Origin of the sequence: Halomonas sp. AOP12-B1-6, from assembly GCF_052379225.1 — a bacterium.
Classification (GTDB): Bacteria; Pseudomonadota; Gammaproteobacteria; order Pseudomonadales; family Halomonadaceae; genus Vreelandella; species Vreelandella casei.
On sequence record NZ_JBQSYK010000001.1, the window covers coordinates 401,756 to 425,870 of the forward strand.

Consider the following 24,115-nt stretch of genomic DNA (forward strand, 5'->3'; position numbering starts at 1 on the left):
GCCATGAACCATCACGATAAGCCGCTAACCCTTCTGGGCGATCTTACCGCCGCAGATTTCTTAGCCAATTATTGGCAGCAAAAACCGCTGCTGATTCGTGGCGCCATGCCAGACTTTATCAGCCCCATCGAGGCCGACGAACTGGCAGGGCTTGCCTGTGAGCCTGGCGTAGAGGCTCGCCTAGTCGAGGAAGAAGGTCCGGACGGCCCTTGGCAGGTATCTCACGGCCCCTTTGATGAAGCCACCTTTGCACGGCTGCCGGAAACTAACTGGAGCCTGCTGGTTCAAGCGGTTGACCACTACGTGCCCGCCGTTGCAGCGCTAATGGATGAGTTTGATTTTTTACCGCGCTGGCGCCTTGATGACGTCATGATCAGCTATGCACCTCCTGGCGGCAACGTGGGCGCGCATATTGACCAATACGATGTCTTTTTGCTTCAGGCCAGCGGGCACCGTCGTTGGCAGCTAGGTGGCAAATTAACCGAAGATGCCCCGATCATCGCCGGTATTGATCTGCGCATCCTGCAAGAATTCACCATCGAGCCCGACTCAGACTGGGTGCTTGAACCGGGCGACATGCTGTACCTTCCCCCCGGCTGGGCGCACCACGGTGTCAGCCAAAGCAATGACTGCATGACCATTTCGCTCGGCTTTCGCGCGCCCTCTGCCGACGAAGCCATCACTTCTTATGCGGATTTTTTGGGCGAACAGCTTCCCGCATCCCAGCGCTATAGCGATGCGGGCATGGCGCCTGCAAATTTGACCGGCGAGCTAGACGATGCAGCCATTGAGCGTATGCGTCAGCTGATTGTGTCGACACTCGATAACCCGGTGCAGTTAGCGCAATGGTTTGGCCGCGTCATGACCCAGCCAAAATATGTTGATCAAGTTGTACCGCTTGAAACACCGCTGACCGAGGCGGCGCTTGTTGCTCAACTACAAGACGGCGAACCGCTTTATCACATGCCCGGCTCGCGCTTTGCTTGGCGCAGCGAAGCAGGCGGCACCACGCTGTTTGTCGATGGCGACAGCCACGCGTGTTCTGCTGAGCTAGCCCAGCGCTTAGCTGACGCAACCCCGATCTACGCCGAAGACCTTGAAATTGACGCTGCAGCAGCGCTGATTACACAGCTGGTAAACACCGGCAGCCTCGGCTTTATGAGCGATGAAGGCGACGACGAGGAGTATTAATGGCGATTGCCCACGTTAACTCTGGCGATTGGGAAACACTCGGCCCGGCTGCCAGTGAGATCCGCCGCCGAGTCTTTATTGACGAGCAAAGCGTGCCACAGGAAGAGGAATGGGACGGCCTTGACCCTGAGTGCCGGCACTTTCTAGCCATGCTTGACGGGCAGCCAGCAGGCACTGCCCGGCTGCTGCCAGATGCGCATATTGGTCGCGTTGCCGTGCTCGCTAACGCCCGAGGCACCGGCATTGGCGTACTGCTGATGAAGGCGGCGATTGAGGCGGCACGCCATGCGGGCCACTCTCAGGTAGCGCTTAGTGCCCAGGTTCATGCGCTGGCGTTTTATGAGCGGCTAGGTTTCGTCGCTCACGGTGATGAGTATATGGATGCGGGCATCCCACATCTCGATATGACGCTCTCACTGACGTAACAAGCCGCCGTAATCAATCTTTAGCACTGCCTCGGCAGTGCTTTTTTATGCCTGTTTGGCGAAAAACAACTACCTAAACCCGCCACAAACCCTCCCTTCCGCTACCCCCCTGTTGTCGGGTTACAACGCCCTGTGCACCCAAGTGTCAATTGTTGAATTGAGCATACTCACCGATAGTTGTTGCACTGCAGCGTTAAGGCAATGCGTTGCTAATTTGCGCAAGACCATTACGACTCAAGCCATCATTAAAGAGGGTATGCTCATGTCAGGACTACTCGACGATATCAAAGCCATGGCCCAACTACGCGAAGCACAGGGCGGCAAATGGGAAGCCATTAAACCTGAGTACGCCGCCCGAATGCGGGCTCAAAACCGCTTTCATACCGGCATCGACATTGCTCGCTACACCGCTAAAATCATGCGTGAGGATATGGCCGCCTATGACGCGGACACTGCGCAGTACACTCAATCGCTTGGCTGCTGGCACGGCTTTATTGGCCAGCAGAAGCTTATTTCGATCAAAAAACACTTTGGTACCACTAAACGTAGCTACCTCTACCTTTCTGGTTGGATGGTCGCCGCACTGCGCTCCGAGTTCGGCCCACTGCCTGATCAGTCGATGCACGAAAAGACCTCGGTCGCAGATCTCATTGCAGAACTTTATACGTTCTTGAAACAAGCCGATGCCTGGGAACTGAACCATCTTTTTCGCGCCTTGGGCGATGCTAAAGACGCGGGCAGTCGTGAGGAAGAACAGCGCCTGATCAGCAAAATCGACAATTATGAAACGCATATCGTGCCGATCATTGCCGATATCGATGCAGGCTTTGGCAATGCGGAAGCCACCTATCTGCTGGCCAAAAAATTCATCCAAGCGGGCGCCTGCTGTATCCAGCTAGAAAACCAGGTCTCTGATGAGAAGCAGTGTGGTCATCAGGACGGCAAAGTCACCGTCCCCCATGAAGACTTCCTAGCCAAAATAAACGCCGTGCGTTACGCCTTTTTAGAGCTGGGTATCGACGACGGCGTGATCGTGGCACGCACCGACTCACTGGGCGCCGGTTTGACACAAAAAATTGCCGTTACGCGTGAACCCGGTGATCTCGGCGACCAGTACAACTGCTTCATCGACGGTGATGTGATTGAAAACGCTGCCGACATCAACAACGGCGATGTCGTCATCAAACAGAACGGCAAGCTGGTTAAACCTAAGCGGCTCGCCTCAGGCCTCTATCAGTTCAAGCCAGGCTCTGGCGAGGATCGCGTTATTCTGGACTGCATCACCAGCCTGCAAAATGGTGCGGACCTGCTGTGGATCGAAACCGAAAAGCCCCACGTTGGGCAAATTGCTAGCATGGTGAATCGTATCCGTGATGTCGTGCCGGATGCCAAGTTGGTTTACAACAACTCACCTTCGTTTAATTGGACGCTCAACTTCCGCCAGCAGGTGTTTGATGCTTGGCAAGAAGAAGGTAAAAACGTAGCGGCGTATCAGCGTGAAAAACTGATGAGCGCCGAATACGACGACACCGAGCTTGGCCAACTGGCCGATGAATGGACCCGCAATTTCCAGCGTGATTCTTCTCGCGATGCGGGTATTTTCCACCACTTAATCACGCTGCCCACCTACCACACCGCCGCCCTGTCGACTGACAATCTGGCAAAAGGTTACTTCGGTGATGAAGGCATGCTGGCATACGTAAAGGGCGTGCAGCGTCAAGAAATCCGCCAAGGCATTGCCACGGTTCGCCATCAGGATATGGCCGGCTCCAACATTGGCGATGATCACAAAGAGTTTTTCCACGGCGATGCCGCGCTCAAAGCCGGTGGCAAAGACAACACCATGAATCAGTTTGGCTAATATAGACGTTTGATGCATTCATACGCTTATCGGAGCTTATAACAGGAGGCCTTGTGGTCTCCTGTTATAGTTATCGTGTAGTATTTGCACACTGCTTTCTTAATACGCTGTTACACTCTTGACTAAGCTATTTAGGGGCTATTATTTTTACGCATTGATCTTTTTAGATGATAGCTGGTCAAAGGTGGTAGTATCGGCTATCTTTAACGAACACTGTTCTATAACTGCAATCCACCTTTTGCCTACCTGTTGGTAGCAGCTATACGGGCGACAGTTACTCAAGACAGCTATTCAAGATAGTCATTCAAAATAGTTATTCAAATAGATATACCTTGGAGGTTTTAATGAAACGTCTTCTTCTTCCTGTTGCCGCAATGAGCATTCTTACGCTAGCGGGCTGTGCCAATACGTCTGGTTATTCTGGCGATGTCTATCGCGGAAGCCAAGCGCAAACGGGCCAAAACGTGACTTACGGCACGATCTCGGCGGTTCGTCAGGTACAGATTCAGGCTGAAAGCCGTGCGGGCGGGCTGCTGGGCACAGGTGGTGGCGCTATCATCGGTGGCCTTCTGGGCAGCCAAATTGGTGGCGGTTCAGGACGCCAGCTAGCCACCGTTGCCGGCGCACTGGGTGGCTCAGTAGCAGGTACTGCAGCGGAAGGCGGTGCTAACCGCGTAGCCGCGTTAGAAATGGAAATTCGCCGCGACGATGGCACTGACGTTGTCGTTGTACAGCGCGCGGATCATCCTTTCCAAGCGGGGCAGCGTGTACGTTTGATTGGTAATGGCGGCAGCATGAGCGTTGCGCCCTACTAACTAGTTGCGCCCTACTAACGAATAGTGACGGCTATTGAAGGCGATTTTTCACTAGCAGTTAAACGTTAGCAAAAAGCCCGGCCATCAATGATGGCCGGGCTTTTTTATCGAGTGCTACCAAGCGATGCTTAAAAGTTAGCCTTGTTGCCGGCCCAGCTTACTAGCGCCGAGACGCCCCAGCCGATAAGACATAGCAGTATCGCCACCAGCAGCATTTCAACTGGCTGCACCAGGGTCGTTGCGCCCAGCACCGCTAGCGTGATTACCCACAGGTAACGGTTATCACCGTCACTTTTCAAAAAGCCGGGCAGTACCTTATCTAGCCCCTGGCTAACGCCGTTGCTCCAGCGCTGATTGACAAAATATGCAATCAGGCAAAACGCGATAAGCCAAATAAAAAAAATCGTCATTGAGTGCTCCAAAATAATAGGGCAAAGGAAAAAGTGATGGTCGTAGGGTATCCCTGGTCACCCTAACGCGCAACACCGCCTAAAGGCTTGGATAGGAAAAAGCACCCTTACCCCCTGACAAGCCAGCACACACGCGTTACCATATTGGGACATGCACTCAGCTAAAGGTTATTCCATGCAAATTGCACAAAACTCGGTTGTCGCGTTCCACTACACACTGACCAACGATGCAGGTGAAGTGCTTGACAGTTCCGAAGGCCGTGAGCCGCTAACCTACCTCCATGGCGCTGGCAACATCATTCCGGGCCTTGAGAAGGAGCTGGAAGGTCGTGCAGCGGGCGAGAAACTTAATGTTGCAGTATCTCCAGCCGAAGGCTACGGCGAGCTGCAAGAAGAGCTGATGCAAGAAGTACCTCGCGATGCCTTCCAAGGCGTTGAGAGCATTGAGCCGGGCATGCAGTTCCAAGCCCAGACTCAAGGCGGACCACTAATGGTTACCGTCAAGAAAATTGAAGGCGATACGGTGGTTGTTGATGGCAATCACCCACTGGCTGGGCAGAATCTCAACTTTGACGTTGAAATCGCTGAAGTCCGCGATGCAAGCGCTGATGAAGTTGAGCACGGCCACGTGCACGGTGAAGGTGGCGTTGAGCACTAAGTGCCTCGCGATACCGATCAGAAAAAAGGTGACCCTCGGGTCACCTTTTTTTATGCCTATGATTAAGGAACCCCCGATTAAGCGTCTTCATCACTGGGGATCAGCATTAGCTGCCCGTGACGAACGCTTCTTGATGAAATCACTTCGGCCGCAAACTGTTTTAACGCGCTCCCCTGGCCCTTGAGCAGAGCAACTTCGAGGCAGCTGTCATGGTTAATATGCACATGCAACGTTGAAAGCATCAGGTGATGATGGTCGTGAGAATGACGCGTTAAACGCTTAGACAGCTCCCGGGCTGCATGGTCATAAACATACACCAGCGCACCCATACAAGGCGCGTCGGGCGCAGCCTCTTCCCTCACCTGCTTTAAACCGCTGCGCGTTAAGTCGCGAATCGCTTCAGAGCGGTTCTGGTAACCACGCTCATGCATTAGCGTATCCACTTCTGCGAGAAGCTCCTGGTCAAGCGTTACCGTTACACGCTGCATTCACGCCCCCTTTGCTGATTGGCTGTTCACATCCTGACGGTGTCGTCAGTATGATGTTATTGTAAAAACATCATACTGACGACATAAAGGATCAAGCGATGGCTAAACCATTTAGGCCTATCTTACTGGGCATTACGCTAAGTTGTTTAGCTGTCGCCAGTGGCGTACAGGCAAAAGAGCAGTTAATCCTGGCGATTGGTGGAGAGCCCGAGCAAGGCTTCGACCCGCTGCTGGGTTGGGGCCAGTACGGCAATCCACTGTTTCAGTCAACGCTACTCTCGCGCGGCAAGGATCTATCGCCACAGGCGGAGCTTGCCACCGAGTGGTCGCTTTCAGACGATCGACTGACCTGGACACTCATACTGCGCGACGATGCCCGCTTTTCTGACGGCACGCCGCTCACCGCTGAAGACGTTGCCTATACCTTCAACACAGCGGCACGCGCAGGTGGCCGGGCTGACCTCAGCGCCCTTGAAGTAGCCACGGCGCTTGACGACCATACCGTGACGCTACGCCTGCAGGCTCCGCGTATAACGTTTATCGACCAGCTGCTGACACTCGGCATTGTGCCCAGTGCCGAGCGCGACAACGGATACAGCGAGCGCTATGGTCGGCATCCTATCGGCTCTGGACCTTATCAACTGATTGAATGGCAGGAAGGCGAGCAGCTGATTGTTGAACGCAATCCTTATTTCTACGGCCCCGAACCCACCTTTGAACGACTGGTATTTCTATTTACCGGTGAGGACACCACTCTAAGCACCGCCCATGCGGGCCAGGTAGATATCGCCTCCGCCCCTGCCGCACTGGCCTCCAACCTGCCGGCGCATATGAATCGAACCATCATGCAAAGCGTCGATAACCGCGGCATTCTGTTTCCCATGCAGCCAGCGAGTGGCGAGCAAGCGGCCTCTGGGGCGCCCATTGGCAATGACGTAACCGCTGACATTGCCATTCGCCAGGCGATCAATTTAGCCGTTGACCGCGACACATTGGTCGACGTGGCGCTTCATGGGTTTGGTCGGCCGGCATTTGGCCCAGCCGACGGCCTGCCTTGGAGCGCGGAAGAAGAGCAAATAGCAGCACCAAACCTTGGCCTCGCCGCCGAGATTCTTGACGGCGCAGGCTGGAAGCTGCGTGATGACGGCGTGCGCTATAAAGATGGCCTGCCTGCACGTTTTCGCCTCACCTATCCGTCAAGTGACACCACCCGGCAGCTACTCTCGGAAGTCAGTGCCGAGATGGTTCGCCCTTTGGGCATAGACATGCAGCCCACCGGCCGTCATTGGGATGAAATTAAGCGTGAGGCGCTGCACCAGGATGCCATCATGCTTGGCTTTGGCAGCCACAGCCCTCAAGAGATTTACTACCTTTTCCACAGCCAGCACGCGGGCAACGGTTTCTATAACAGCGGTTTCTACGCCAATGCTGAGGTTGATGCGAACCTTGACGCCGCCCAAGCGGCAGAAAGCGTTGCACAAGCCAACGACTACTGGCGCGCAGCCCAGTGGGGCGGCACAACAGGCTACGGCGTTCGCGGTGATGCTAGCTGGGCTTGGCTAGTCAATCTTGAGCATGTCTACTTTACCAACAGCTGCTTGGATGTGGGTGAGCTGGGCATCGCCCCGCATGGGCACGGCTGGCCGATCACTAGCAATCTGCTTGAATGGCGCTGGACGTGCGACTGATTAATTTCATAACGCAGGAATTAGCGCAGGGAATAGCCAAGCGTTTAGCGCGCCTAACACTGGTATTACTCTGCGTGGCATTGGTGTCATTTGGACTGATGATGGCTTCGCCAATTGATCCCATTGATGCCTACTTAGGCCCCCAAATGGCTCAGGTTAGCCCTGAACAGCGCGAGCTAATTGCCCAGCGCTGGGGGTTTGACGCGCCGCCTGTCGTACAGTTTAGCCACTGGCTGCGCCAACTATTGAGCGGCGACCTAGGCTGGAGCCATGTGTATAACCAGCCGGTCAGCGAAGTCATCGGCCAGCGCTTTCAGCGCTCCATTGCCCTACTCGGCGGCGCCTGGCTATTGTCAGCACTGCTAGGCTTTAGCCTGGGCGTTGTGGCAGGCGCCAAGGAGGGCTCAACGCTGGATAAGATCATCAGCACATACGCCTATATCACCGCCTCTACCCCCGCTTTTTGGCTGGCGATACTCGCAGTACTGTTGTTTTCGGTATTTTTGGGCTGGACGCCCACTTGTTGCGCAGGCCCGACCGGGATCTTGAGTCAGCAGGTGTCGCTCGCTCAGCGCTTGCATCATCTCGTGCTGCCAATTGCCACGCTGGCACTGCTGGGCATCGCCAATATAACGCTGCACACGCGCCACCGCATGCTTGAATTTATGCGCTCAGAGGTGGCCACCCACGCCTTCGCCCAAGGCGCTAGCCGACTTGATGTGGCGTGGCGACACGGCATACGCCATGCATGCTTACCGGCAATGACGCTAGCGTTTGCATCCCTGGGCGAGCTGTTTGGCGGCTCTATCTTAATTGAGCAAGTATTCGCCTATCCTGGCCTGGGTCAGGCCACGGTGGCCGCTGGCCTGCGCAGCGATATTCCGCTCCTACTAGGCATTGCGCTTTTTACCGCCCTATTTGTCAGCATTGGCAATCTAATGGCCGATAGCCTTTACGGCGTTATCGATCCGCGAATCAAGCTGGGTGACCTATGATCCGCCATCAGCCGCGCCTGCGCGCCCTGCTCAGCGCTGGCATCACCCTACTGCTCATTATGGGGCTCATCGCCAGCCAGTGGCTGCTGGGAGACACTCCGCAGCAGATGCAGTTTGATGCACGGCTAGCACCGCCGAGCCTTGCTCATTGGTTTGGTACCGATGCGCTAGGGCGAGAGCTGTGGGCGCGCACTTTGGCGGGGCTTTCCATTAGCTTTTGGGTAGGCTGCCTGGCCGCTCTGCTGAGCACGCTGATTGCATTAAGCCTGGCGGCATTGGCCGCGCTGTCTAGGCGGCTGGATGCCCTGGTTAGCCTGCTGATAGATACGCTGCTTAGCGTGCCGCATCTTATTCTATTAATGCTCATCGCCTTTGCCCTTGGCGGAGGCACTCAGGCAGTGATTATCGCAGTTGCCGCCACCCACTGGCCTAGCTTAGCCCGCGTGCTGCGCGCTGAGCTACTGCACTTACGCCAGGCTCCCTACGTACGCATTTCCCGTGCGCTAGGCAAGTCACGCTGGTTTGTGCTGCATAGCCATTTACTACCTCACCTGCTTCCCCACTGTCTGATCGGCGCTTTACTGCTATTTCCTCACGCAATCTTGCACGAAGCGGCGTTAACGTTTTTAGGCTTTGGCCTAAGCCCTAGCCAACCCGCTGTTGGCGTACTGCTGGCTGAAGCCATGCGTTACCTAACGGGCGGCTATTGGTGGCTCGGGGTATTTCCTGGGTTAGGTCTACTCATCATGGTGCTGTGTTTTGCGCGCCTGGGCAGCAATCTAAGGCGAGCGCTATAGCGCTTTTTAAGCAACGGCTGATAAGAGGCTTGCCATGTTAACCATTGAACAGCTATCGCTACGCCTGCCCCACTACGGAACGGGGTATGCCGCCTGGTGGAAGCGTAGCTGGGCGACCTGCTTAGATAACTTATCGCTGCACTTTTTGACAGGCGAGGTACATGCATTGGTAGGCGCTTCGGGCGCCGGAAAGAGCCTACTGGCATATGCCATCATGGGGCTGCTGCCAGCATCGGCACGGCTCAACGGCCAGCTGTGCTATCAAGGGCAACTTCTCGACAAACGAAGCCAGAAAACGCTGCGTGGCCGTGAACTAGCGCTTATCCCGCAATCGTTGAACGCTCTGGACCCGCTGGTACGCACCCAGCGTCAAGTGGCCTGGGCAGCCGAGCGCGCAGGCCAGTCTTCGGGAAGCGCCCGGCAATCCGCTCGGCAAGCGTTGGACCACTACCGGCTAGATACTCGCGCCCAGCAGGCCTACGCTCATGAGCTTTCAGGTGGCATGGCACGCCGCGTTCTAACAGCCATGGCGCACGTTAGCCAGGCGCAGCTAGTGATTGCCGATGAGCCTACCGTGGGCCTTGATCCACATCAGCGCCAGCGCGTGCTGGCAGCGCTAAGAGACTTGGCAGACCAAGGCAAAACCGTCATTTTAATCACGCATGATCTTCGCCACGCTCTACCGATTGCCGACCGCGTCACTATTATGCGCAGCGGCAAGCTGATTGAAACCGCTCCGGCTCACGCCTTTCAGGGCACCGGCCGCTCGCTCACCAACGCCTATTCCCAGGCGCTGTGGCTAGCGCTACCCGACAATGCGTTTACGCTCCCCAAACCTTGCGCAGCATCTATCGCCGATAAAGCCGCCGGCATCAAGGCACAGCAGGAGATCAGCGTTGCTTAATGCGCATCAGCTTAGTTTTCAATTTACAGCCGGGGTGCCGCTGCTGCAGAACGTTTCCCTAGCGATAGAGGCTGGGCAGTGGGTAGGACTAAGCGGCGATTCTGGGGCGGGAAAATCAACGCTAGGAAAACTGCTGGCAGGCTATTTAACCCCGCACAAGGGCAATGTCATCCTGGACAATGCGACACTTCCCACAAGCGGCGTGCAGCCCGTACAGTGGCTACCGCAGTCGCCGGAGCTTGCGGTTAATCCGCGCTGGCGGGTGGCTAAAATATTACGTGAAGCCTGGACGCCCTCTGAGGCGCAGTGCCAAGCGTTTGGCGTGCAGCCCCACTGGCTATCGCGCTTTCCCCACGCGCTTTCGGGAGGCGAGTTACAGCGGGTTTGCGTGCTACGCGCCCTGGCACCAGGGGTGCGTTTTTTGGTTGCCGATGAAATCTCGACCATGCTCGACCCCATCACTCAGGTTGAGCTTTGGCAGGCTTTAAAGCAGAAGGCGGAACAACGCCGCCTGGGTGTGCTGGTGATTAGCCACGATACCGCGCTACTGAAACGGCTATGCACACAGCGCTATCACTTAAGCAATGCTCAGCTTACGCCTATCAGCTAGCGGCCTGACGGCGTTCGAAACGCCATAGTCCAAAAGCAATCGTTAGCGTAATGCTCAGCAATAGCCATGACCCTACGGCAACGCCTGACCAACCGGCCCAGCGCCAGAATGGCTCTAGCCAGAAACCCCCAAGGCTTGCCCCCGTATAATAGAACACCAGATACAGCGCTGAAGCACTGCCGCGGGCTCCCTGGGCGTAGCGTCCCACCCAGCTAGAGGCCAGTGAGTGGGTTAAGAAAAAGCCAAAGGCGTTAACGCTTAGTCCAACGATAATCAGCACCAGCGATTCCGACAACGTGATGGCAGTACCCAGCATCAAGATCATCACCCCTACCATCATGCACGTCGCGGGTGAAAAACGTCCGGCTAAACGTCCTGACATCATGGAACCAAAGGTGCCTCCCAGATAGGTCAAGAAAATCAGCCCCAGGCCGCTGGCCGCCAGCGTGTAGGGCTCATCGGCCAGCCGGAAGGTGATATAGCTGTATTGATTAATAAAGATTAAAAAGTTGATGCCACCCAAGCAATAGGCGGCGAGCAGTATCGGGCTACGCAAATGCCCCAGTAGGTCACTGGCCGCTTTACGCAGCTCAAAACGCTGGGGTACAAACGCGCGGCTGTTAGGCAGCAGGCGCCAAAACACCATGCAGCCAATCAGGGTAATGATGCCTACGGCTAAAAAAGCAGCGGTAGGGCCGCCTATCTCGGCAGCGGCACCGCCCACAATTCGCCCGCTAATACCGCCGAGCGAATTAGCGCCGATATAAAGCCCCACGGCACTTAGCAGTGCGGGCTTTTCAAACTCATCACCCATCCAGGCAATCGCGACGGCCGGTAGCCCGCCCAGCACAAATCCCTGCACTAAGCGCAGCAGTAACAAGCTTTCAAAAGTAGGCGCGAAGGCCAAAGCAAGAGAGCAGCCGCCTGCCAGCAGCAGGGTAATACGCATAATGCTTTCGCGGCCAATAGCATCTGAAAGCGGCCCGAAGACCAGCAGTGCCAAGGCAAGAGAAAGCGTCGAGACCGACATGAGTAGACTAACGCCGAGGGTAGAGACATCGTAGGTCTCTTTTAGCCCTGGCAACAGCGGTTGGGGCGCGTATAAATTGATAAAAACGAGAAATGAACCCAGGCAAAGCGCCAAGGTAGCGCGCCACCAGGCGCGCGTTTTGGCTTCAATCATGCCATTCCTAAAGTAAGCGGCGTTTGGCTACTAGAAATTACTGCCTAACTGAGCCAAATGGGTTGGCTCCAGCGCCCGGCGTGCCTGCCAGTAGTAGCGCTGCCAGTAACTATTATCCAAGCTGGAAATAATTACCCCTTTTGACGTTGAGGCATGGAGAAAATAGCCATCGCCTACGTAAATGCCCACGTGGTTATAGCGGCCCGGGGGACTGAAGAACACCAGATCGCCCGCCTGTAACTCTTGGCGGTCGATCGAGCGTCCCTCGTGTACTTGACCACGGGTGGAGCGCGGCAACTCTAAATTGAAAGTGTCTCGGTAAACATTGCGAACCAGGGCCGAGCAGTCAATGCCTCTTTCTGACGTGCCGCCAATTCGGTAGGGCGTTCCTGCCCATCGCTGGTGCTGTGCCAGAAGTGCCTCGCGAACAACCGTTGGTGGCGGAACTTGCTGACTAAGCAGTTGAGCATTGATGGGATCAATCGGCGACATTTGCGGATTGGCCCCTATTCCCGGCAACGACATAGAGAAGTAGTTCTCAGGGGCTTGCATGTTGCTCTGTCGAGAAGATCCCGCACAGCCAGCCACCAATGTAACTAAAAAACAGACACTTGCAACACGGACAGCGGTCACAGCGGGGCGTGGCAACGCAACCATGCGATTAACCTCAAGACATGTATAGGAGTATGATATGACAAAACTAATTTTTTCAACGCACGACTATAAGCTAGTTATCATGTGTTTGGCGAGCATCAATGTAAGGTACGTTGATCGCCCGGCAACGTATCGATATGTAAGGGTGCAAAATGGCGCGGTTTATTACCTGGAAAATCCAGGCTCACCCACGGCCCTGCCAAAACGGGCGCACCGCAGACCCAGGCCACTAACGCCTGACGAAAACCGGCTAAAAAGCTTTCGCGTTCAGGGGTTTCGCCCATAAAAAACGAGAAGCCTGCGTACATACCCTTCGCATATTCCTGCCAGCCCGCGTAATGGTTCGCGGCCAGCTGGTAGGCGCTGTCCAGCACCGTCGCAAAGGCTTGACCGTCTAGCCAACCAAGCTGTCGGGCGGCAATCGCCAAGTCAACCAGCTGAGCAATATCCCACGCCGCCATATCGACATCATTACAGCTATCTTCATTGTCGCGAACGCGGCGTAAGCGCAGCAAATGATGGCGCTCATCTTCAGCGCAGTCGCCGGACTCCAAAATGGCGATTTCGGCATCCAACCGCTCGGGGTTCAGCGTGTAGGGCGCGTAGTTAATCTGATATTCCTGACGATCGCCAGACTCCAGCATATAGGCCAGGAACTCTTGCATATCGTCAGCGCTGTTCAAATGGTAATGGCTGTCCACCCACTCGCGGATTTCAGCGCACTCGCGCACGCTTTCAGGCTGAGGCTCGCTCCATACGGCGCTATTCAACGGCCCTACCAACGACATGGCAGTGAAGTGACTTAAGGTGGGCCGACTGCCCGGCTCGCACCATGCATCATGGCGCCAGTCCAGCCAGTGAAACAGGCTGCCGGGGTCTTCAATGTGCCAAATAATTTCATTGATTAGCGAGGCGTGCTCAGGCTCTGGCAGGCAGCTTTCCCAGGCAAACCATGCCTCTAGCAGACGCTTTGCATTGGGATAAAAACGACACAGGCAGCTGCGCAATTCGCTGGCGTACGCCATTAATGGGTCACGCTCTAACAGCCCGCTATCCAGCGACATGTGCAGGTAGAAAGCGAATTTCTCGGCCATGTGAATAGTCGCCGCATGGCGGCTGACACCCTTAACCGCATTGCGCTGTTTAAGCTCTTCAGGGGTCGGCTGCCCAAACCAGCTTTGCGACGGTGGCAGCACGCCGTGGACGGCATCGGCGGCTAGCTGATTGAGGTGATGCGCCTGCGCCGGTAGCCAGTAGCGCGCTAACGCACCGGCCCCCTCATCGGCATAAAGATCTAAAGACTCCTGCAGATACAGCGCCGCATCGGCGCGCTGCTCTTCGGCAAGCGCGGCGGAAGGATCTATCTGACGCAGCATGACATCGGGTTCGCGAACGCCTGCCAGCGCTAAAAGCCAGTGATGAGAGGTATTACGCCACTGACGAATACGAGCTTGCGAGGCCTTGCGCGTCGTCTCATCTAACAATTTGTTGGGTGCAGTCTGCCACGGACTATGGTCGCTATGAAGCAGCAGCTGATGCCGTTCGCTGGGCGTTTTATCACGCCGATCAATACCATCAAACAGGCTCTGCCCTCGCCCGTAGGCATCAACAAGCGCCTGCCAGTCAGGGTAGCGGACACTAATTAAATCGGCGGCGTGGCCCGCCAGGTCATCGGCTTCCTCCTGACTAAGCCAGCCACAGCAGGCGCCCGCCCAAGCGAGTTCCACCAAACGCATCCAGTCCCAGGCCGCCCACTCTAATGGCTCGGCTTGGGTAACAAACTGATTCAACACCGGCGCATAGGGTGACTCTTCTACCACGCTACGCTGCCATTCCATGCGCTGCGCATTATCCATACCCAATAGCTCACGCGCTTCGATATCCCAGCGCTGACGCTCGCCCTGCGCGCCGAGCCAAAGCATCGCACCGAGCAGTGCGTCACGATCACGCACATCCCACACGTGGGCCAGCCACTCGGTGGCATCAGGCCAGTCCGTTTGACTAGCAGGATAGGCAATGATCGGCCGAAATAGCGCGCATAGCCGCCAGCTTTGCGCCTGAGGCTGCTGGGGCCATAGCGGCGACGGAGCCGAGCATTGGCTTAAAGCACGCTCAAGCGAGCCCCACGTAATGCCTTCGCCATTAGTTTCAAGGTTCGCCAATGTCTGGCAGGCATCCATAAAGCGATCGTCGGCGCCAAATTCCCAGCCTCGTGCACCTAGCGAGCGACGCAGGTCGGCCAGCCAAGCACGCAAATCGTTGTAGTCACTGGTGATGCGACGCGTTAAATGGTGCGCCCAGGCTTGCGCTTGGCTGGGTTCAAGCCAGCCTGCGGCGCCTGCTAGGGCTGCCCACTCCAGGCCGCCAAGTAAACGGTCAGCGCGACCTGCAGGGGCACCCAGGCCGTGAAACAGCTGTTCAGCCAGCTCTCCACGCCCGGTAATCCCTAATTGCAGCAGGCGCTGCTCCGCCGCTCCTGCGTCGACCGCCAGCGGATGAGAAGTAACCGCCCAATCGCACAGCAAAAGCTGCTGGGCCCACCAGGCATTTAACGCGTCGGTCAAGAGGCACCTCGAGAAAACACAATGTCGCCAGCAAGGAGCTGGAATAAAGCCGCTTAGTGTAACGGAAAGTGGCGCAAACACCGAGAGTCAGAGGCGCCCGCGGGTAGAGGTAGGCGTAAAACAACACCGCCCGGCACAGGGCCAGGCGGTTGTCATGCAGCGAGCCGTTAAATGGCTACGCTTTTCTGACCTTACTAATGACCCACAGTAGCACCACGGCACCAACTATTGCGGTAACCAGTGAACCGATGAAGCCACCTGAGGAAAGGCCTATCAGGCTAAACAGAAAACCGCCAATGACCGCGCCAACAATACCCACACCAATGTTACCGAGGATGCCAAAGCCGCCACCACGCATGATGTTGCCAGCAATCCAACCAGCTAAACCACCAATGATTAACCATGCAATAAAGCCCATATAGTCTCCTTACTATTTCAATTACAGGTTTTAGTTACGCGTTTTACCTAGCCGTCGCGCTTGTTCTACCATAGCACACAGCGCTACTGTTCTGCGCCTAGTCAGTATAGATGCTTGGCAACTTTTAAAGGAAAATTCATGATCCCCGACTCGCTCAAACAGCTGCTTAACAGCACACAGGGCCAACAAACGGCCCAGTGGGAAGGCCGCGACGTGGTACTTTTCAATATGCCTTGGGGCGAATTGGTGATCAGCCTACAGGGGGCTCATGTACTGCATTTTCGCCCCATGGGAGACACTGATTGGCTATGGTTGACGCCCACGCCGCAGGCGTTACCAGGCGCTATACGGGGCGGCATTCCGGTCTGCTGGCCGTGGTTTGCCGACGAACGCTATGCCGATGAAAGCCCTAATCATGATGGCCCTTTTCATGGCCTCGCACGCCACGCCGGCTGGCGCTTAGACGCCGTTGACGAACATGCCGAAGGCATTGAAGTGCATCTTTCTCCAGAGCAGCGCCTGCATACTCAGTTGACTGCGCGGCTGGTCGTTCAAGCGAATGCTCAGCGGCTCAACGTTGAGCTCATTAGTGAGAATATTGGCGAAACGCCGGTCAAAACGAGCGCCGCACTGCACACTTACCTAGCCGTTGCCGATGTCCATCAGTGCCGTCTGGAAGGCCTTTCCGGAGCGCGCTATCTCGACAAGCTGCGCGACTTTGCCGAAAGCGAACAGCAAGGCACGCTGGCGGTTCAGGGGGCGGTAGACCGCATCTATCATACCAACGCAGCAGTGCTGCTAAGCGACGGCGAGCGCAGCCTGCGCATCAGCAAGCAGTCGAGCGACTCAACCGTAGTATGGCATCCCAACAACGACCTCCCTAGCGATACCCCCGCCGAGGCAGCACGTCATTTTATCTGTGTCGAAGCCGCCAATACGCGCCTGGACCCTGTTTGGCTCGTGCCCGCTGCCCAGCACCTGCTAGGCACCACCTTGAGCCGCGGTTAATCGTCCGTTCATCAATGTGTTGCTACGCTATACGCTGTTAATCTCGACGCTATTAACCTAGACACCGTTAATCTAGACATCGTCAATCTAGACAGGGCTACTCTACACATGGCTAATCTGTGCCAGCGCTATGATTGACCACATAGCGCATACTGCGACTAGTGAATGCCACAATAGATAGCGGCTTTGACGATGAGTGGCAGAGCCAACGTAGGAAAGCAACATAAAAGGGATCGATAGGATGCGCCAACCGTTAAGTCGCGAACTAAGCAATTTGCTAGAGCGAGGGCGCGATCGCCAGCTGCGCTTAGCGGTCACGGGCCTCTCTCAAGCGGGCAAAACTGCTTTTTTGACCTCGCTGGTCAATCAGCTACGCCATGCCGGCATCGAAGCACGGCTTGACTTGCTACCTGCCGCCCGCGAAGGCCGTCTACTCGGCGCACAGCGGCTTAATCAGCCCGATTTGGGCGTGCCCCGCTTTCCCTATGACCCGGGCATGGCCGCACTGCGCGATACGCCACCACGCTGGCCAGAACCCACCCGTGGCATCAGTGAATTACGCTTACAGCTGCGCTACCGCCCTGCCCGCAGCGGCTGGCTTACGCCTGAGATTGCTCACCTTACCCTGGATCTTTTTGACTACCCCGGCGAATGGCTGCTCGACCTACCGTTATTACAGCACGACTTTTACAGCTGGAGCCAAGCGCAGGCAATGCATGAGGGCGAACAACGCCGCGGCCTATTTAGCGAGTGGCTGACAGCCGTGGCATCGCTCGACCCGGCCAGCGAAGCCGATGAAGCCCAGCTCGCCGCGCTAGCCGAGGAATACGCGCAAGGATTACGCCGTGCCAAGCAGGCCGGCTTTTCTGATCTTCAGCCAGGCCGCTTTTTGCTGCCGGGTGAGCTAGAAGGCGCCCCGGTGCTGCAATTTTTCCCTCTGCCGCAGCTAAGCGCTTCCAAAGAGGCGCTAGAAGCATTGCCGGCTAACAGCCTCTACGCCACGCTGGCCGCGCGTTTTCGCTACTATCAACAGCAGGTAGTAAAGCCCTTTTACCGCGATCACTTTCGCCGCTTTGATCGTCAAATTGTACTGGTGGATGTGCTCGGTGCGCTCAACGCGGGGCCTGAACGGTTTGAAGACCTTTCCCGCGCGCTGCGCCAACTAATGCACAGTTTTGATTACGGCAAGCGTAGCCTGCTCACGCGCCTATTCGCACCAAGAATTGATCGCCTAGCGATTGCGGCGACCAAGTCCGATCACGTCACACCCGACCAACATGGTCACGTGATACAGCTGCTTGAAGCCCTTTTGGCAGAGCCGCTGAAAGATCTGCGCTTCGCCAACGTGCCTGTCAAAGCACTTTCGCTAGCGTCGATACGCGCCACAGAAGCACGTGAAGTGACTCACGAAGGTAAGCGATCGCCTGCACTTCGCGGCACGACGCTTGAAGGCGAAGACGTGCTGGTTTATCCCGGCGATGTGCCCGCTAGACTACCCACCGCTGATTTCTGGCAACAGCAGGGCTTTGATTTTCCAGGTTTTCGCCCAATGCAGAGCCACTCAGAAGCGCTAGATCATATTCGCATGGACGCCGCCATCGACTGGCTGATTGGAGACAAATTGACATGACCACCCCTCAGCCACGCCGTCACTTCACGCTGGATGACAGGCCAGATAACACCCCGGAAGTAGACCCCGCTCTGCGTCAGCGCGAAGCCTTTGCGGGCACCAGTGAGCATCATCCGCTGGCACCGGTTGCGGAAGAGAAAGCACTGCCTGCCGCCAGCCTAGGCGCTCCGCGCAAGCGCCGCTGGGGGATGCTCTTTGCCTTAGTAGGCAGTGCTGGACTGGGTACGGCAGAGCTGGTCACCGGCATTCCAGACGCGCTGGCCCAGTCTCAGTGGCTCGCCATTGCGTGGCAGCTATTTGGCATTAGCCTGATTGGTTTAGGCAGCCTTTCACTGCTCAAAGAACTGGGCCGTTTGCGTCGCTTAAAACGCCACGACAAACTGCGCGGTGATCTTACTGAGCTGCCCTTACGCTCCCCCCGCCAAGCGCTCGCCATGGCTGAGCAGCTTAAACGCCAGCTCAAGCTCGCCGATGATGATCCCCACTGGCTGGCTTTTCAACGCGCCAGCCAGCCTCATCATAGTGGGGAAGAAATTCAAACACTGCTGCGCTATCACCTTCTGGCACCGCGTGATCGTGAGGCCCAGCGACTGATTACCCGCATGTCGGGTGAAACCGCGATTATGGTGGCGATCAGCCCGCTAACACTTGTTGATATGGCGCTAGTGGCCTGGCGCAGCTTAGCGATGGTCGATCGATTATGCCGTCTTTACGGGCTTGAACTAGGCTATGCCAGCCGCCTGCGGCTGTTTCGCAACGTACTACACAATATGGCCTTCGCCGGTGCTAGTGAATTGGCCACCGAGGCCAGCATGGATATGCTTTCGCTCGATTTAGCCGGCCGCCTTTCTGCCCGTGCAGGGCAAGGGCTCGCCACCGGGCTGCTGAGTGCTCGCTTAGGACTACGTGCCCAGCGCCTTTGCCGCCCGATACCTTTCACGGCCGAGGAGCAACCCAGGCTGGCTGATCTACGCCAAGACCTGTGGCGTCAGATCAAGCGCTTAGATAAAGAAACCGTTGCGCAGAGCCGCTGAGAAGGTAAACAGCAGCCAACTTTTTTCGCCAACAGGCTGGGATTCAACGCTGCGTAACCTCATGATGGGGTTTTAGTTAGCATGCTCCAATGAGGAATAATTGGTTATGAGCACTCCCAATGAGTCGGAGCCGCACTCGGTTGCAGATGACATGCAAACCGACTACGTCGTCGGCCAGGACAATATTAAGGGGCAGTTTGGCCCCATCGGCTTCGATATCCACAACCGCGTCTTTATGGTATCGGCACTGGCCTCGGCCACATTCATCATACTCACACTGCTGTTTCCCGAACGAGCGGAAAGTATTTTCCAGTCCATTGTCGCTTTCTCAACGGGCACGCTGGACTGGTATTTCATGATTTTGGTCGATTTCTTTATTCTGTTTTGCTTAGCGCTGGTTGTTCTGCCTTATGGATCAGTCAGGCTGGGCGGTGCCGATGCACGACCCGACTATAGCTACCTCTCCTGGTTCGCGCTGCTATTTACCGCAGGCATTGGCATTGGCCTACTGTTCTTTGGCGTACTGGAGCCGGTTTATCATGCCAACGTTTCGCTGCCACTGGGCATTGAGCCACCGTTCGGCGCCAATGGCGAGCTGAACCCTGAAGCTGTTGCTAACGCCAGTGCGATGGGCCTTGCAGGCACCTATCTTCACTGGGGTATACATGGCTGGGCAGTTTATGTAGTCATGGCATTAGGGCTAGGTCTGTTTACCTATAATAAGGGTCTACCCTTCTCGATTCGCTCGGTATTTTTTCCGATACTGGGTGATCGTGTCTGGGGCTGGTGGGGCCATGTGATCGATATCCTGGCGGTATTTTCCACCTTATTTGGGTTGGCTACATCGCTTGGGTTAGGGGCACAGCAGGCCAATGCGGGGATGAACTTCGTCTTCGGTATGGAAGTAAACACCACGACCCAGGTCATCATGATCGTACTGGTCACGGCGGCGGCTCTGGTCTCGGTCTGGCGTGGACTAGAGGGGGGCGTTAAAAAGCTCTCCGAAATTAATATGGTGCTGGCGGTCCTGTTCTTCTTCTTCGTACTGCTTGCGGGTCCGACCTTGCTAGCCTTAACCGGATTCTGGTCGGGACTCACCACCTATGTCACTGAGTTTCTGCCGTTATCAGCGCCCTTTGGTCGTGACGACGATGCCTATCGCCAGGCCTGGACAATTTTCTACTGGGCTTGGTGGATCAGTTGGGCACCTTTCGTCGGTATGTTTATCGCCCGTGTATCAAAGGGCCGTACGGTGCGTGAATTCATACTTTGTGTATTGCTGGTTCCCAGCCTGTTTATCTTTATCTGGATGGGCGTATTTGGCTCAACGGCGCTTGAACAGCTCTATGCTGACCCGACAACCAGCCTGGTCAAAGAGTACGTGATCGACAATTACAGACCCGAGCTTTCGCTGTTCGGCATGCTGAATGAGTTACCACTGACAGGCCTGATGTCGACGCTTGGCATTATTCTGGCGCTGATTTTCTTTATCACGTCGTCAGATTCAGGCTCTCTGGTAATTGATACCATCACTGCCGGTGGGAAAATTGATGCCCCCCGCCCACAGCGGATGTTCTGGGCGATCATTGAAGGTCTGATAGCGATTGTGCTGCTTATCGGCGGTGGCCTGACCGCACTTCAGGCAGGCGTCACCGCGACGGCCATTCCGTTCTCGATCGTGATGCTGCTGATGTGTTATTCAATCATCAAAGCGCTTAATAGCGAACTGCGTCTGATACGCTCCTGAAAAGAACATCCCTGCGGAGAGATCAGCAGGGATGTTTAATGTGTTCCTCAACGCTTAAAGCTTAAACCGCTGTTGCAGCCACTTGGCAACAGCGGCTTCCCCATGATGGCCGATACGCTCGGCACCCTTTACGCGATCAAATAGTGCCGGGTGGGCATTAGCCATTACCTGTGCCTCCCCTGCCAAGTTGAGCATTTCGGTATCGTTGAGATTATCTCCAAAGGCTAGGCACGCCGCCGGGGTTAAATCTAATCGTTCAAGCAGCGCTGCTAACGCTACGCCTTTGTTGACCCCACCCGCCATAATTTCCAGCGAATAATCTGTTGAATAGGTAATGTGCAGCGCGTCGCCATAGGCCTCTTGAACCTGGGCTTCAAGGCGTTTTAGCGCATCAGGATCACCTAAATAGAGCACTTTGCCGACGCCACTGCTATCCATCTGTGCGGGGGGAACTACCTGATAGCGAAAACCGGTGGACGCGTGCAGGGTGAGCAACTGCGGAGCATCCTGGTCAATATGCCAGCCGCTTTCGCGGTACAGATTAAGCCGCACTTCCGGCGGACGCGACAGATTGATCAGCGCCTGCGCGTGCTCAGCCGCCAAGTGAGATGACGCCAGCAGCCTGCCTGCCGGATCGTGAACATAGGCACCGTTGGTACTGATCAGATGCGCAGGGATCGCTAGCTGATCGCGAAACACCTTCATATCATCATAGTGACGGCCCGAGGCAAGCGCCACATGATGGCCTTGCTTGACCAGCGATCGCAGTACCTCAACCGTGCTGGGGTGTAGCGTGTGGTCGCCCCCTAACAGGGTTCCATCCAGGTCAGAAACAATCAGGCGAGGTGTCATAGCGCGCTCCATGGGCGTGGCTGTTTAGCTTAACCGATTCGGCTGAGCGCTTGTAAGCCTTTGACTCGCCGTCATCAGCGCCAACTTCGCATGGCGACAATTGGCGCGGCCTGCGGGAATCCGTATAGTGGCACCCTAACTCTCGCCAACTGATTGAGCTCATGCTTCAGAATAACTCCATGCTTGCCCAGCTCAAGCAACAGATTCGTCAAACCACCCCCCGCGCTGAAGGGGTGATCAAAGCCACCGACAAAGGTTTCGGTTTTCTCGAAACCGACGACGGTGAATCTTATTTCGTGCCGCCGCCGGCCATGAAGCAAGTGCTTCACGGTGATCGCGTGGAAGCGGTTATCCACGAGAACGGTGACAAAAAATCCGTTGAGCCCGAAAAGCTGATTGAGGCTGGGCTGGATCGATTTGTGGCCCGCGTGCAAAAGCGTGAAGGTCGGCTTGCCGTGGTACCCGATCATCCGTCGATTAAAAATGTGATCAAGGCGCGGATTAAAAACAGCCTTGATGAAAACAGCATTGCCGACGGTGACTGGGTCGTTGCTCGTCTGGTGCGTCATCCACTCAAAGCCGATGACCGCGCCTTCTTTGCCCAGATTGATGAGCTGGTTGCTAAAAGTGATAACCCGGCCGTGCCGTGGCGCGTTACCCTGGCCCGCCACGCGCTGGAGCAAGAATGCCCCGATGCAGGCAGCGAATGGCCTTTGCATGATGAAGGCCTTACCCGCGAAGATTTAACGTCCACGCCCTTCTTCACCATTGATGGTGAGAAAACCCGCGATATGGATGATGCTTTGCACGTCGCCATCCGTGCCGAAGGCGGCTGGCGTTTAAGCGTGGCCATTGCCGACCCCACCGCCTACGTGGAAGAAGGCCATGCCGCTGATTTAGAAGCCCGCGTTCGCGCCTTTACCGTTTACCTGCCTGGCCAGAATGTCACCATGCTGCCTGAACAGCTGGCCGACGACCTCTGCTCGCTGTGGGAAAACCAAGATCGCCCCGCGCTAGCCTGCACGCTGGACATCAATGCCGACGGCAGCCTGGGCGAGTATCGCTTCTTTGCAGCCAATGTTAAGTCCCACGCCAAGCTTGTTTATGACAACGTTTCTGACTGGATTGAAGGCCAAGGCGACTGGGCACCGGCGGACGATATCGCCGAGCAGCTCTCAGCGCTGCGCGACTTAACCGAAGCGCGTACCGCTTGGCGCAACGAACACGCACTGGTGTTTAAAGACCGCCCGGACTACGTCTTTGATTTGGATGCGGCCGGTAACGTATTGGCAGTGCGCACCGAAGAGCGCCGCATTGCCAACCGCATGATCGAAGAATCGATGATTGTGGCCAATGCCTGCTGCGCCGACTTCTTGGCAAACAACATCGGCCACGGGATCTTTAACGTGCACCGCGCGTTTGAACCGGAAAAAGCCGAAGCCGCCCAGGAATTCCTGGCAGGCCAGGAGATCGTGGTAGATCGCGAAGCGTTAACCGAGCTTGCCCGCTACACCGAGCTTAAGCGCGCACTGGAAAGCCGCGATGACGCTTGGCTAGACGCTCGCCTGCGCCGCTTTCAAGGCTTCACGATGATGTCGGCACAGCCTGGCCCGCACTTTGGCCTGGGTCTTGCGGCCTACGCCACCTGGACCTCGCCAATCCGTAAGTACGGCGACATGGTCAACCACCGCCTCATCAAACTTGTGCTTAAAGGCGAACAGGCCCCCGCCGAAGCTACTCAGCAGCTCACCGAGCAGTTGACGGAGCGCCGTCGCTTGAATCGTATGGCCGAGCGCGATGTTAAAGACTGGCTTTACGTCCGCTATCTAACGCCTGCCGCGCAGAATCAAGACACGTTTGAAGCCGAAGTTATGGCCATCAATCGTGGCGGCATGCGCGTTCGTCTGCTTGAAAATGGCGCAACGGCGTTTGTGCCCGCCCCCTTAATGCACAGTGATCGCAGCAAAGTGGTGATTGATGATAAAGAGGGCCGTATTCAGATCGAAGGAGAAGAACGCTATAAGCTGGGCGATCCGCTTCGCGTCGTGCTGACCGAAGCCCGCGAAGAGACTCGCTCACTGGTCGCTAAGCCTGCTGTTTAACGACAAAACACGACGTTAGTCAAAACGGCGCTTATTTAAGCGTCGTTTTTTTATAGGCAAAAAAAAGAGCACCCGAAGGTG

General features: G+C 56.0%; 22 protein-coding genes. 15 read left to right on the forward strand and 7 right to left on the reverse strand.

The window, feature by feature from the left end; all coding sequences use genetic code 11:
- The first annotated feature begins 3 nt into the window (after positions 1-3).
- The 4 genes from ACT3TR_RS01810 to ACT3TR_RS01825 all read left to right on the forward strand — a co-directional run bounded on the left by ACT3TR_RS01810 (position 4) and on the right by ACT3TR_RS01825 (position 4,292).
- Positions 4-1,191 carry a JmjC domain-containing protein gene (locus ACT3TR_RS01810; RefSeq protein ID WP_444624662.1) on the forward strand — a complete coding sequence of 396 codons (1,188 nt, stop codon included), beginning with the start codon at positions 4-6 and terminating at the stop codon, positions 1,189-1,191.
- Positions 1,191-1,616 (forward strand): GNAT family N-acetyltransferase, encoded by a 426-nt coding sequence (locus ACT3TR_RS01815; protein WP_096281394.1) that lies wholly within the window; start codon positions 1,191-1,193, stop codon positions 1,614-1,616. Before ACT3TR_RS01810 ends, ACT3TR_RS01815 begins: the two co-directional genes overlap by 1 nt.
- Positions 1,617-1,878: 262 nt before the next feature.
- On the forward strand, positions 1,879-3,477 hold the full coding sequence (locus tag ACT3TR_RS01820; protein ID WP_096281396.1) for an isocitrate lyase: 1,599 nt from the start codon (positions 1,879-1,881) through the stop codon (positions 3,475-3,477).
- Positions 3,478-3,821: 344 nt separating this feature from the next.
- A complete protein-coding gene (locus ACT3TR_RS01825; RefSeq protein WP_096281398.1) occupies positions 3,822-4,292 on the forward strand; it encodes an outer membrane lipoprotein in 471 nt (156 codons plus the stop codon).
- Between the two features lie 128 nt (positions 4,293-4,420).
- Here ACT3TR_RS01825 and ACT3TR_RS01830 read toward each other — a convergent pair whose 3' ends face one another.
- Complete coding sequence (locus ACT3TR_RS01830; protein ID WP_096281400.1) at positions 4,421-4,702, reverse strand: hypothetical protein; 282 nt, start codon at positions 4,700-4,702, stop codon at positions 4,421-4,423.
- Positions 4,703-4,877: 175 nt separating this feature from the next.
- Between ACT3TR_RS01830 and ACT3TR_RS01835 the strand changes: the two genes are divergently transcribed.
- On the forward strand, positions 4,878-5,360 hold the full coding sequence (locus tag ACT3TR_RS01835; RefSeq protein ID WP_096281402.1) for an FKBP-type peptidyl-prolyl cis-trans isomerase: 483 nt from the start codon (positions 4,878-4,880) through the stop codon (positions 5,358-5,360).
- A 77-nt stretch (positions 5,361-5,437) separates the two neighbouring features.
- Here the strand turns inward: ACT3TR_RS01835 and nikR are convergent, their stop codons facing one another.
- The gene (gene nikR, locus ACT3TR_RS01840; protein ID WP_096281404.1) at positions 5,438-5,848 is read right to left on the reverse strand and encodes a nickel-responsive transcriptional regulator NikR; all 411 of its coding nucleotides are present in this window, start codon (positions 5,846-5,848) and stop codon (positions 5,438-5,440) included.
- 98 nt (positions 5,849-5,946) lie between these two features.
- Here nikR and ACT3TR_RS01845 point away from each other — a divergent pair, with 98 nt between their 5' ends.
- Genes ACT3TR_RS01845 through ACT3TR_RS01865 form a run of 5 tightly spaced genes read left to right on the forward strand, consistent with a single transcriptional unit; the run spans position 5,947 to position 10,842 of the window.
- Positions 5,947-7,536, forward strand: a complete 1,590-nt coding sequence (locus ACT3TR_RS01845; protein WP_444624661.1) for an ABC transporter substrate-binding protein — start codon at positions 5,947-5,949, stop codon at positions 7,534-7,536.
- Positions 7,515-8,531, forward strand: a complete 1,017-nt coding sequence (locus tag ACT3TR_RS01850) for an ABC transporter permease (RefSeq protein WP_096281408.1) — start codon at positions 7,515-7,517, stop codon at positions 8,529-8,531. The genes ACT3TR_RS01845 and ACT3TR_RS01850 overlap by 22 nt, the downstream gene beginning before the upstream one ends.
- Complete coding sequence (locus tag ACT3TR_RS01855) at positions 8,528-9,328, forward strand: ABC transporter permease (RefSeq protein ID WP_096281410.1); 801 nt, start codon at positions 8,528-8,530, stop codon at positions 9,326-9,328. The genes ACT3TR_RS01850 and ACT3TR_RS01855 overlap by 4 nt, the downstream gene beginning before the upstream one ends.
- Before the next feature lie 34 nt (positions 9,329-9,362).
- Positions 9,363-10,232: an ATP-binding cassette domain-containing protein gene (locus ACT3TR_RS01860; RefSeq protein ID WP_096281412.1), complete on the forward strand. Its 870-nt coding sequence runs from the start codon at positions 9,363-9,365 to the stop codon at positions 10,230-10,232.
- A complete protein-coding gene (locus ACT3TR_RS01865) occupies positions 10,225-10,842 on the forward strand; it encodes an ABC transporter ATP-binding protein (protein WP_096281414.1) in 618 nt (205 codons plus the stop codon). Before ACT3TR_RS01860 ends, ACT3TR_RS01865 begins: the two co-directional genes overlap by 8 nt.
- Here the strand turns inward: ACT3TR_RS01865 and ACT3TR_RS01870 are convergent.
- The 4 genes from ACT3TR_RS01870 to ACT3TR_RS01885 form a co-directional block, all read right to left on the reverse strand.
- Entirely contained in the window at positions 10,835-12,025 is a 1,191-nt protein-coding gene (locus tag ACT3TR_RS01870) for an MFS transporter (RefSeq protein WP_427046957.1), read from the reverse strand. The two genes, ACT3TR_RS01865 and ACT3TR_RS01870, sit on opposite strands and share 8 nt — an antisense overlap.
- Positions 12,026-12,055: 30 nt before the next feature.
- Positions 12,056-12,577, reverse strand: a complete 522-nt coding sequence (locus ACT3TR_RS01875) for a C40 family peptidase (RefSeq protein WP_096281419.1) — start codon at positions 12,575-12,577, stop codon at positions 12,056-12,058.
- Between the two features lie 200 nt (positions 12,578-12,777).
- Positions 12,778-15,243 (reverse strand): DUF1266 domain-containing protein, encoded by a 2,466-nt coding sequence (locus ACT3TR_RS01880; protein WP_441685591.1) that lies wholly within the window; start codon positions 15,241-15,243, stop codon positions 12,778-12,780.
- A 175-nt stretch (positions 15,244-15,418) separates the two neighbouring features.
- Positions 15,419-15,661 carry a GlsB/YeaQ/YmgE family stress response membrane protein gene (locus tag ACT3TR_RS01885; RefSeq protein ID WP_096281423.1) on the reverse strand — a complete coding sequence of 81 codons (243 nt, stop codon included), beginning with the start codon at positions 15,659-15,661 and terminating at the stop codon, positions 15,419-15,421.
- A 138-nt stretch (positions 15,662-15,799) separates the two neighbouring features.
- Here ACT3TR_RS01885 and ACT3TR_RS01890 point away from each other — a divergent pair, with 138 nt between their 5' ends.
- The 4 genes from ACT3TR_RS01890 to ACT3TR_RS01905 all read left to right on the forward strand — a co-directional run bounded on the left by ACT3TR_RS01890 (position 15,800) and on the right by ACT3TR_RS01905 (position 21,080).
- The gene (locus ACT3TR_RS01890; RefSeq protein WP_444624660.1) at positions 15,800-16,669 is read left to right on the forward strand and encodes a D-hexose-6-phosphate mutarotase; all 870 of its coding nucleotides are present in this window, start codon (positions 15,800-15,802) and stop codon (positions 16,667-16,669) included.
- Between the two features lie 241 nt (positions 16,670-16,910).
- Positions 16,911-18,299: a YcjX family protein gene (locus tag ACT3TR_RS01895; RefSeq protein ID WP_444624659.1), complete on the forward strand. Its 1,389-nt coding sequence runs from the start codon at positions 16,911-16,913 to the stop codon at positions 18,297-18,299.
- Positions 18,296-19,333 carry a YcjF family protein gene (locus ACT3TR_RS01900; RefSeq protein ID WP_444624658.1) on the forward strand — a complete coding sequence of 346 codons (1,038 nt, stop codon included), beginning with the start codon at positions 18,296-18,298 and terminating at the stop codon, positions 19,331-19,333. Before ACT3TR_RS01895 ends, ACT3TR_RS01900 begins: the two co-directional genes overlap by 4 nt.
- 106 nt (positions 19,334-19,439) lie before the next feature.
- Complete coding sequence (locus ACT3TR_RS01905) at positions 19,440-21,080, forward strand: BCCT family transporter (RefSeq protein ID WP_444624657.1); 1,641 nt, start codon at positions 19,440-19,442, stop codon at positions 21,078-21,080.
- Between the two features lie 54 nt (positions 21,081-21,134).
- Here ACT3TR_RS01905 and ACT3TR_RS01910 read toward each other — a convergent pair whose 3' ends face one another.
- Positions 21,135-21,932, reverse strand: a complete 798-nt coding sequence (locus ACT3TR_RS01910; RefSeq protein WP_441685581.1) for an HAD family hydrolase — start codon at positions 21,930-21,932, stop codon at positions 21,135-21,137.
- Positions 21,933-22,093: 161 nt separating this feature from the next.
- Here ACT3TR_RS01910 and ACT3TR_RS01915 point away from each other — a divergent pair, with 161 nt between their 5' ends.
- Positions 22,094-24,034 carry an exoribonuclease II gene (locus tag ACT3TR_RS01915; RefSeq protein WP_096281435.1) on the forward strand — a complete coding sequence of 647 codons (1,941 nt, stop codon included), beginning with the start codon at positions 22,094-22,096 and terminating at the stop codon, positions 24,032-24,034.
- Positions 24,035-24,115 lie beyond the last annotated feature (81 nt).